Annotated in this window: 10 protein-coding genes and 2 pseudogenes; 7 read left to right on the forward strand and 5 right to left on the reverse strand. The window is 38.9% G+C overall.

Going from position 1 to position 8,025, the window contains the following annotated elements; translation table 11 throughout:
* Positions 1 to 92: 92 nt before the first annotated feature.
* Positions 93 to 452, reverse strand: a pseudogene (locus tag AAC155_RS23570) (LacI family DNA-binding transcriptional regulator); the annotation flags it as partial.
* Between the two features lie 293 nt (positions 453 to 745).
* On the opposite strand from AAC155_RS23570, the gene AAC155_RS23575 reads away from it, so the two are divergent.
* From AAC155_RS23575 to AAC155_RS23585, 3 genes are read left to right on the forward strand one after another with little or no spacing between them, the layout of a single operon-like run.
* On the forward strand, positions 746 to 1,189 hold the full coding sequence (locus AAC155_RS23575; RefSeq protein ID WP_113044364.1) for a PTS sugar transporter subunit IIA: 444 nt from the start codon (positions 746 to 748) through the stop codon (positions 1,187 to 1,189).
* 28 nt (positions 1,190 to 1,217) lie between these two features.
* The gene (locus AAC155_RS23580) at positions 1,218 to 1,505 is read left to right on the forward strand and encodes a PTS sugar transporter subunit IIB (protein ID WP_113044365.1); all 288 of its coding nucleotides are present in this window, start codon (positions 1,218 to 1,220) and stop codon (positions 1,503 to 1,505) included.
* A gap of 14 nt (positions 1,506 to 1,519) precedes the next feature.
* Positions 1,520 to 2,776, forward strand: coding sequence for a PTS ascorbate transporter subunit IIC (locus tag AAC155_RS23585; protein ID WP_113044366.1), 1,257 nt, complete (start codon positions 1,520 to 1,522; stop codon positions 2,774 to 2,776).
* A 319-nt stretch (positions 2,777 to 3,095) separates the two neighbouring features.
* Here AAC155_RS23585 and AAC155_RS23590 read toward each other — a convergent pair whose 3' ends face one another.
* From AAC155_RS23590 to AAC155_RS23600, 3 genes are read right to left on the reverse strand one after another with little or no spacing between them, the layout of a single operon-like run.
* Entirely contained in the window at positions 3,096 to 3,791 is a 696-nt protein-coding gene (locus tag AAC155_RS23590) for a helix-turn-helix transcriptional regulator (protein WP_113044367.1), read from the reverse strand.
* 20 nt (positions 3,792 to 3,811) lie between these two features.
* Positions 3,812 to 4,006, reverse strand: a complete 195-nt coding sequence (locus AAC155_RS23595) for a hypothetical protein (RefSeq protein ID WP_146748146.1) — start codon at positions 4,004 to 4,006, stop codon at positions 3,812 to 3,814.
* A complete protein-coding gene (locus AAC155_RS23600) occupies positions 3,972 to 4,643 on the reverse strand; it encodes a helix-turn-helix transcriptional regulator (protein ID WP_113044369.1) in 672 nt (223 codons plus the stop codon). The genes AAC155_RS23595 and AAC155_RS23600 overlap by 35 nt, the downstream gene beginning before the upstream one ends.
* 419 nt (positions 4,644 to 5,062) lie before the next feature.
* Here AAC155_RS23600 and AAC155_RS23605 point away from each other — a divergent pair, with 419 nt between their 5' ends.
* Positions 5,063 to 5,290 (forward strand): hypothetical protein, encoded by a 228-nt coding sequence (locus tag AAC155_RS23605; RefSeq protein WP_146748147.1) that lies wholly within the window; start codon positions 5,063 to 5,065, stop codon positions 5,288 to 5,290.
* On the opposite strand, the pseudogene AAC155_RS23610 reads toward AAC155_RS23605, so the two are convergent.
* Positions 5,287 to 5,394 (reverse strand): annotated as a pseudogene (locus tag AAC155_RS23610) (MurR/RpiR family transcriptional regulator); the annotation flags it as partial. The gene AAC155_RS23605 and the pseudogene AAC155_RS23610 sit on opposite strands and share 4 nt — an antisense overlap.
* A gap of 79 nt (positions 5,395 to 5,473) precedes the next feature.
* Here AAC155_RS23610 and AAC155_RS23615 point away from each other — a divergent pair.
* The 3 genes from AAC155_RS23615 to AAC155_RS23625 form a co-directional block, all read left to right on the forward strand.
* Positions 5,474 to 5,626, forward strand: coding sequence for a hypothetical protein (locus AAC155_RS23615; protein WP_158536634.1), 153 nt, complete (start codon positions 5,474 to 5,476; stop codon positions 5,624 to 5,626).
* 709 nt (positions 5,627 to 6,335) lie between these two features.
* Positions 6,336 to 6,956, forward strand: coding sequence for a tyrosine-type DNA invertase (locus tag AAC155_RS23620; RefSeq protein ID WP_112896019.1), 621 nt, complete (start codon positions 6,336 to 6,338; stop codon positions 6,954 to 6,956).
* Between the two features lie 729 nt (positions 6,957 to 7,685).
* Positions 7,686 to 8,025 (forward strand): POTRA domain-containing protein (locus tag AAC155_RS23625; protein ID WP_275658244.1); only part of this gene is annotated, 340 nt, incomplete at its 3' end.

Here is an 8,025-nt window from a genome sequence, read left to right on the forward strand (position 1 = left end):
CTGGTCAAACAATGCGATTGCGGGGCACCGAGCCAAAGGAACAAGCTTAAAAAAGCGGGTTGGTGCGATGATTATCGGGCAAGAGTTTTCTTTGGATGAATAGCAGTCAAAGTATGCTCGTGCCCTGCATGACATCCAAGTAAAACTTGAAAGGCATGTTTATTCAGCACTTGTTGCAGTGACTGTATAAATGTAGCACTAGCTTTATCTGTCAGTGAGGGCACAAGTACTGCAATAATATTACTTTGGCCCGAAGCAAGTACGCCGGCAGCGCCATTTGGGATATATCCCAATTTTTGTATAGCGTGTTCAATTTTTTCTCGCAATTTATCCGATACCACTTCTGGTGTTCTCAATGCGCGTGAAACTGTCATTGAACCGACACCGGCATACTTAGCAACATCTTGTAATGTTACTCGCCCTGTATTACGGCGTTTTCGTGTCTTTTTCATCAAAATATTTTTCTATTTTTTTAATTAGCGGCTATAAATTTGACGATGGGATTCTACCTGATCTCAGGCAAGCCGTGGAGGAAAAAACCATGATGTACTTTCGCTTTCTGGTGAATTAATCAAATAACAAATGATAGCGCTATCACAATTATGAGTTACTATCATAGATAGCGCTATCATTTGTGACTAATATCACTAGCAGAAGATAGAAGATAGAAGATAGAAGATAGAAGATAGAAGATAGAAGATAGAGAGTAGGTAGAGTGGAATGAGATTTTAATTAGGGGAAATTGATGCTAAAGACGTTACTCACCCAAGATGTGATCCAAGTGATACCGGATGCTAAAAATTGGCGTGAAGCGATTGCGATTGCTTGTCAGCCTCTGGTGGAAAATGGCGCCATTTCTGCTTGTTATATTGATGCTATTTATCGTTCGCATGAGGTAATTGGTCCCTATTATGTTGTTGGGCCGGGAATTGCTATGCCACATGCCAGACCGGAACAAGGGGTCAACAAATTAGCTTTAGCGTTAACTGTGATTAGCAAAGGAGTGGAGTTTGGTTCTGAAGAAAATGATCCGGTTAATTTGTTGATTGTCTTGGCAGCAACGGATAGCAACAGCCATATCGAAGTGATCGCTAAACTTGCCGAACTATTTGATAATCAACAAGATATTGCATTACTGATGAGTGCCAAAAGTAAAGAAGAGATTCTTGCCGTGATTAACAAGTATTAAGTCGTTATTTTTGCTATGGGGTAACAGTATGAAAATCACTGTCGTTTGCGGACATGGGTTAGGTACCAGCTTGATAATGGAAATGAGCATCAAAAATATTCTGAAAGAGATGGGAATAGATGCCAGTGTTGATCACGTCGATCTGGGGTCAGCAAAAGCAACTCAAAGCGACATTTTTGTCGGGACTAAAGATATTGCAGAACAACTGGTTATTCAGGCAGTCGATGGCAAAATTGTTGCGCTGGACAATATGGTGGATAAATCGGCAATGAAAGTACGTCTGTCCGTGGCATTAGTTGAACTTGGTGCACTGTAACCGGGGAGGTTGTCATGGAGTTTTTTCATTTTCTGATGAGTGATGTTCTGTCAGAACCTGCGATTTTGGTGGGGGTTATCGCGCTTGTTGGTTTGATCGTGCAAAAGAAACCGGTGACTGAATGTATCAAAGGTACCATAAAAACCATTATGGGGTTTTTGATCTTGGGGGCGGGTGCTGGATTAGTCGTCTCTTCACTGGGGGATTTTGCTGAAATTTTCCAACACGCTTTTGGTATTCAGGGAGTCGTACCAAACAACGAAGCAATTGTTTCCATTGCGCAAAAGAGTTTTGGTAAAGAAATGGCCATGATCATGTTCTTTGCTATGGTGATCAATATTTTGATTGCGCGTTTTACCCCGTGGAAATTTATCTTTCTGACTGGGCACCACACATTATTTATGTCCATGATGGTCGCGGTGATTCTGGCAACAGCAGGGATCAAAGGCTCGATGCTAGTGGCTATTGGTTCTGTGGTTGTTGGCGTTGCTATGGTTTTCTTCCCGGCGATTGTCCATCCATATATGAAGAAAATAACAGGTTCTGACGACGTTGCCATTGGGCATTTTTCCTCGCTTTCCTATGTTCTCGCTGGTTTTATTGGCAGCAAACTAGGAAATAAGGCCCACTCAACCGAAGAGATGAATGTTCCGAAAAGCTTGCTGTTTCTGCGTGATACACCGGTTGCCATCTCTTTTACGATGGCGATTATTTTCATGATCAGTTGTTTATTTGCTGGCGGTGATTTTGTGAGGGAAGTCAGTGGTGGGAAAAATGGATTTATGTTCTCTCTAATGCAATCTATTACCTTTGCCGCAGGTGTATACATTATTCTGCAAGGTGTGAGAATGATAATTGCAGAAATTGTTCCTGCATTTAAAGGAATCTCTGACAAACTGGTACCCAATGCTAAACCTGCGTTAGATTGCCCGGTTGTCTTTCCTTACGCTCCTAATGCAGTATTGGTAGGATTCTTGAGCAGTTTTGTGGCTGGTGTTATCGGTATGTTTGTCCTGTATGCACTCGGTATGACGGTCATTATTCCCGGCGTTGTGCCGCACTTTTTTGTTGGTGCGGCGGCCGGGGTTTTTGGTAATGCGACAGGGGGGCGTAGAGGCGCTATTCTCGGGGCTTTTACTCAAGGCTTTCTGATTACCTTCTTACCCGTATTTCTGTTACCCGTTTTGGGGGATATCGGTATTGCTAACACGACATTCAGTGATGCTGACTTTGGCGCATTGGGCATTCTGTTAGGTATTATTGTTCGTTGATTGTGGAATATCTGGATCTTGGAATTGAAACAGGGTCATAAACACCCTGTTTCTTGCCAAAATATTGATGTAAACCATTCGACCATGATAAAGCACCCGTCAGTGCTCATGAGAATTTCTTGGTTTCATCGTTTTTTATATAAAGTCTTCAACAGAAATAGAAAAGTAAATTTTCAAAAAAATGATTATTTAGTCACGTTTTTAGCCCTTTATTTTGATTTATCAAATTGTTATCCATATATCAGTTAGGGGAAATTTAAGCAAAATTCAGGTTAATTAAACAGGTCAGAGAGAAATATGTAATAATGAAATCGATTATTTATAGCAAAATATGGCCTATAGATTGAAGATATTGGGGGGGAATATAAAGATCATAACTATTCTCTTTGCAAAGTGTTCTTAACTCAATTGCTGAGCTAACTGATAGTTTCTCATAGATACTTTCGAAATATTTTTCCACAGTGCGATATGAAATTTTCATTTCGTCAGCGATATATCTATTACTAACGCCACGGCAGAATAAAAAAATGATTATCCATTCTTTCTCTTTTAATATATTGTTAGGTTGTTGAAATCGAATTGATATAGGAATATTGTTCTCCATATAATGAGATACAGTAAAATTATGTATTTCTCTTGCGTGAGCAATTATACCAATACACTGTTTATTTTCATCCATTAACGGATATTTATCACAGAAATAGGATGTGGCTTGTTCATTTTTTGCTTGAGGGTAAGTGCTAAGAGATGATATTCGTTGCATACCCTGTAACACCTTATGATCATGTTCCTCAAAAAGATGAGAGAATTGATTAACTGGCGAAGGTAATTCTTTATCGGTATACCCAATAATATCAAGATTTTCAGGTAGCTTATTAGCTTTGATAAACATTTTATTTGCATAAATAAAGCGGAACTCCTTATCTTTTACAAACCACGGTTCTGAGCTTTTATCCCACATATTAGTTAATTGAGGAGTAATAAAAGGGACTTTTTTACATCCTGATTGACTCATATTTGACCTTTATAACATTATTACCTTATATACCCGTTATCTTTCAAGTTGCCTCTTTGTTGGCTGCACTCACTCACCCCGGTCACATAGTTCGCTATGCTCCCGGGGATTCTCTCCCTTGCCGTCGCGATCCATCTTGAAATCCATAGGGTATAAAAAATTTGAATAAATAGACGATATTTATAAGTAAGACAATAAGAACCTTTTTGGTGCATAGAGATCAAAACTATTTAGTCGGCAATATTCCTCCAGTTGTGAGTCTGAGTTAACTTTCAATTTATTATAAATCTTTCTTATATATTCCTCTATGGTTTTATGTGAAATTTTGAGTAATTGACAGCTTTGTTTCCTACTATATTTTTGTAGAAAAAGAAAGACAACTTCCCATTCTTGTTCAGTAAGGAGATAAGTTGGCGATTGAAACATAATAGAAGTAGGTAGTTTACTGTGAAATAGCCGAGTCAATGAATTATCCTGAACTTTCCAGGCATGGAAAAGAATACCGATGCATTCACCTTTACCATCATCGAGTGGAAATTTTTCCTGGAAATAAGATGATAAAACTTTATCTCGCCCAAATACATGTGTCTCTAATGATAAAATACTTTCTCTATTTTTTATTACCTGCAAATCATGTGTAATAAAATCTTTGGCAAATTCATTGCCTCTCCAGGGAATATCACTATCATATTTACCTTCATAATCATAGTTGGCATTTATATTTTGGAGTTTAATTAATGCACTATTACCATAGAGAAAACAGGAAGATTTATCTTTTACTCCCCACGGTTCATTGCTTACTTCCAATGTGTTGATTATTTGTAACGAAATAGTTGGATTTTTTCTAGTCATATTTGTGTAATATTTTGATTTAGGAAAACATAATGCTTTCTTGTTGCAAAAATTTTTCTGGTGTGTCGAGATCAACATCGTTAAGACAACAATATTCTTTTTGTTTTTGGCCGATATATTTTTGTAAAATCATGACTATTTTCCCACATGTAAACTAATTGCGGAGTGATATTATTTTGTTTGTTTAACATGACAACTCCTTAATGAGTCTTTAAATCATTATCTGAAGCGTTTTTTTAATGATTACACTTAAAATAACCTGAATATATAAGAGATTGCAATAATTAATTGGTAAAGAAATAAAATTTATTGATTTTTACACATATCTGTTAATTAAATGGTTTATTATTCTGTGTAAAAAATACCTCTATGTAAAAAAATATAAGTATTAATATTGTTTAGTTCTGAAATTATTTAAGTTGTCTTTATACAGGTTTGATTTAATCCTTAACATCTCTTTCTCTGTTTTTATTTTCCTTGGCTGTCGAGATCATATTGTATATACCCTATGGATTTCAAGATGGATCGCGGCGGCAAGGGAGCGAATCCCCGGGAGCATAGATAACGATGTGACCGGGGTGAGTGAGTGCAGCCAACAAAGAGGCAACTTGAAAGATGACGGGTATAGCTTGTACGCAATGAATTAAGACGTTGCTTGTAATAATAGTAAATCAATGAACATGATCAGATTAGACTCGAATGAAGTTATTTCGTTGATTTCTGCATCGAAATAAATTGCTTCGTCATATATACCCTATGGATTTCAAGATGGATCGCGACGGCAAGGGAGTGAATCCCTGGGAGCATAGGTAACTATGTGACCGGGGTGAGTGAGCGAGCGCAGCCAACAAAGAGGCAACTTGAAAGATGACGGGTATGGTGCAAAGTGCACACCAGCTAGTGAAGCCAATGGATTAGCAGATGAGCGGGTAGAGGATGGGGATCACCGGTCAACGTCAATTAACGGGAAAAGTCACATGTAACTTTTAAACGTGTGAATACACTCGCAAACCAAATTTTGTTGCAAATGATTGGCGGAGGAGGGCAATAATGGGTCATAATATTGAGGTTTAAAAAATTTATAAAAGGCATCATTGATGACGACATGGATAAAATCTGGTAGTGGTTTGAAAAGCTGAATGCTGAATATTGTATCTAGCTGATATACCAGATTATTCTGCATAGAGGATCATCTACCTTGTTACCAGTTTGTTAGATTTGCTGTCTGCCGGGTTCCTCTAGCAAAGATAGAGAGATTAAATGTTTATCGGAAGCCGGCAAACATTGCTGCATCAACATCCTTCCTTAGTGATTTGAACCAGATATCAATCTGACGGACATGTCCTTTTGTTAAAATGGTTATTGAGCCTATCGCAGCGATTTTTGTTGGTAATTCTAGCCAAAAAGCCTTATTTGGTGGGGATCGGTTAATTGAATCACTATTTTTCTTTTGGCCTTGTGATGGTAAGAATAGGGGGGGATTACCGGAGAACAGACATTGAATATCTATCCATTACGCAGCTTGAGAATAGAGCAAGTACAGAAACAGAGATTTCATACAGTCATCTGCCGCCATTTCGGTGCAGGTTTAATTACTATGGGGGATTTAGGGTTGGTTCCGGGTCTTAATCAGTTACAGATAACGCAGCGTGTTAAGTGCGTTGAAACAAAGAATATTTGGGATAGACCATAATGGGTCAGCGAAGACATCTAACGCAACACGAAGTGGAAAGTATGCTGGAAATGGCGAAAAAGAGCCCTAATGGGGAGCGCGACTATTGTCTGGTATACATGAGTTTTGTTCATGGCTTACGTGTTAGTGAAGCCAGGTATCTACGGATATCTGATCTGGATTTGGAAGATGGAAGTTTATATATCCGGCGTTTAAAAGGCGGATTTTCTACTATTCATCCTCTTTTGGGCTATGAAATCCAGGCGATCAGGGAGTGGCTAAAAGTCCGTAAAACCTTCCGAGGGGCAGAAAGTGATTGGTTGTTTCTGTCGCGTACCGGAAAACCACTAACTCGCCAGCGCATTTATCAAATTATTAGTCAGTTAGGGAAATTGGCTAATATTTCCGTAGGTTCTCATCCGCACATGTTGCGCCATGCCTGTGGTTTTGCACTTGCAGATAGGGGGATAGATACTCGGTTGATACAAGATTATCTTGGGCACAGCAATATTCGCCATACTGTGCGGTATACTGCCAGTAATGCAGAGCGTTTCCACGGTGTTTGGGGTGTAAAAAGGAATCGGAGTCGGGAATTACACTTTGATTATGTCCCACAGGAAAATGCTTGTTCAATTGAATAAGTGATTCTGATGTATGCGCCTGTTAAGGCGCATACATAAAGGACATCTTAAAAGTGTGACTTTTAAGATTCTCATACAGGGAGTTCCTTACCATTGTTGTAATACAGTAAAACCGTTTCCCTTGTTTTTTCTGCTGATTGATAGCCAATGATTTTATTATATCCAGGAAGTTTAGGGGCAATAGTAAATGGCCTCTGGGATAACGCTTTTAATAAATATCTATTTTATCTAAGTGCCTGTGAATGTTTTTTCATGATTTTTTCCACTCTGTGAATTAATGACGAACACCTGCTTCTGATGATTATCTCCCAATCCGAAATAGCATAGCGTCAGTTCTGCCAACTGAGCTAAAAATCATCATCTAACCTAATCAAAAAGGGTCATACTTCATCACCCATTAACAACATCTGTCACAGTCTAAGTCATTTCATACCGAAACAAATTATCATAAATGTGATAAGAATCACATAATAAAAATAAAAAAATAAAATTTATTTGAAATTATTAATGCTGGTTATTAAATGATTAATATTAATCTATTTTTTATACAATCTTGCCACAAAATAATCACATTGGCCTGTTTTTTGCTTTGCAATATAACCCCTTGTTTTTGTTGCTATCTTAACCAACCCCCTATTTTAGTTGCCCGGTTGATAATCAACCCTAAATATTGATCGCTAAGCTAAATTCGTGGTTAATGCTGCTTCGGCATTGTGGAATAGAAAGTCAATGAAAAGCAGTATTCTAGTATTTGTGGTTTTTTGTAGTGTGGCTTCAGGCAGTCAGGCCGCCGACATCGCAGAACAACAACTCATTCATCAACAGGCCCGCCAGCAAGCCCTGGAAGCGCAATTAGCGCCACCGCCTGCGGAGATTCACCTGTCTGTACCGGAAACGGGGGCGTCATCCGCCTTTCCGGTGGAAACCCCGTGTTTTCCTATTACCCGCGTCAGACTGGCAGGCACCGAAAATTTCCCGCACTGGTTGCCGTTCAGGCGTGTCGCCCAACAGGGCGAAAACCATTGCCTGGGCGATAAAGGCATTAGCCGGCTGATGACCCAATTGCAAA

The organism is Photorhabdus sp. HUG-39, assembly GCF_963878365.1.
Lineage (GTDB): Bacteria > Pseudomonadota > Gammaproteobacteria > Enterobacterales > Enterobacteriaceae > Photorhabdus > Photorhabdus kayaii.

Coding starts and splice junctions, on each gene's coding strand:
- AAC155_RS23575 (WP_113044364.1), top strand. CDS start 746: ATGCTAAAGACGTTACTCACCCAAGATGTGATCCAAGTGATACCGGAT.
- AAC155_RS23580 (WP_113044365.1), top strand. CDS start 1,218: ATGAAAATCACTGTCGTTTGCGGACATGGGTTAGGTACCAGCTTGATA.
- AAC155_RS23585 (WP_113044366.1), top strand. CDS start 1,520: ATGGAGTTTTTTCATTTTCTGATGAGTGATGTTCTGTCAGAACCTGCG.
- AAC155_RS23590 (WP_113044367.1), bottom strand. CDS start 3,791: ATGAGTCAATCAGGATGTAAAAAAGTCCCTTTTATTACTCCTCAATTA.
- AAC155_RS23595 (WP_146748146.1), bottom strand. CDS start 4,006: ATGCACCAAAAAGGTTCTTATTGTCTTACTTATAAATATCGTCTATTT.
- AAC155_RS23600 (WP_113044369.1), bottom strand. CDS start 4,643: ATGACTAGAAAAAATCCAACTATTTCGTTACAAATAATCAACACATTG.
- AAC155_RS23620 (WP_112896019.1), top strand. CDS start 6,336: ATGGGTCAGCGAAGACATCTAACGCAACACGAAGTGGAAAGTATGCTG.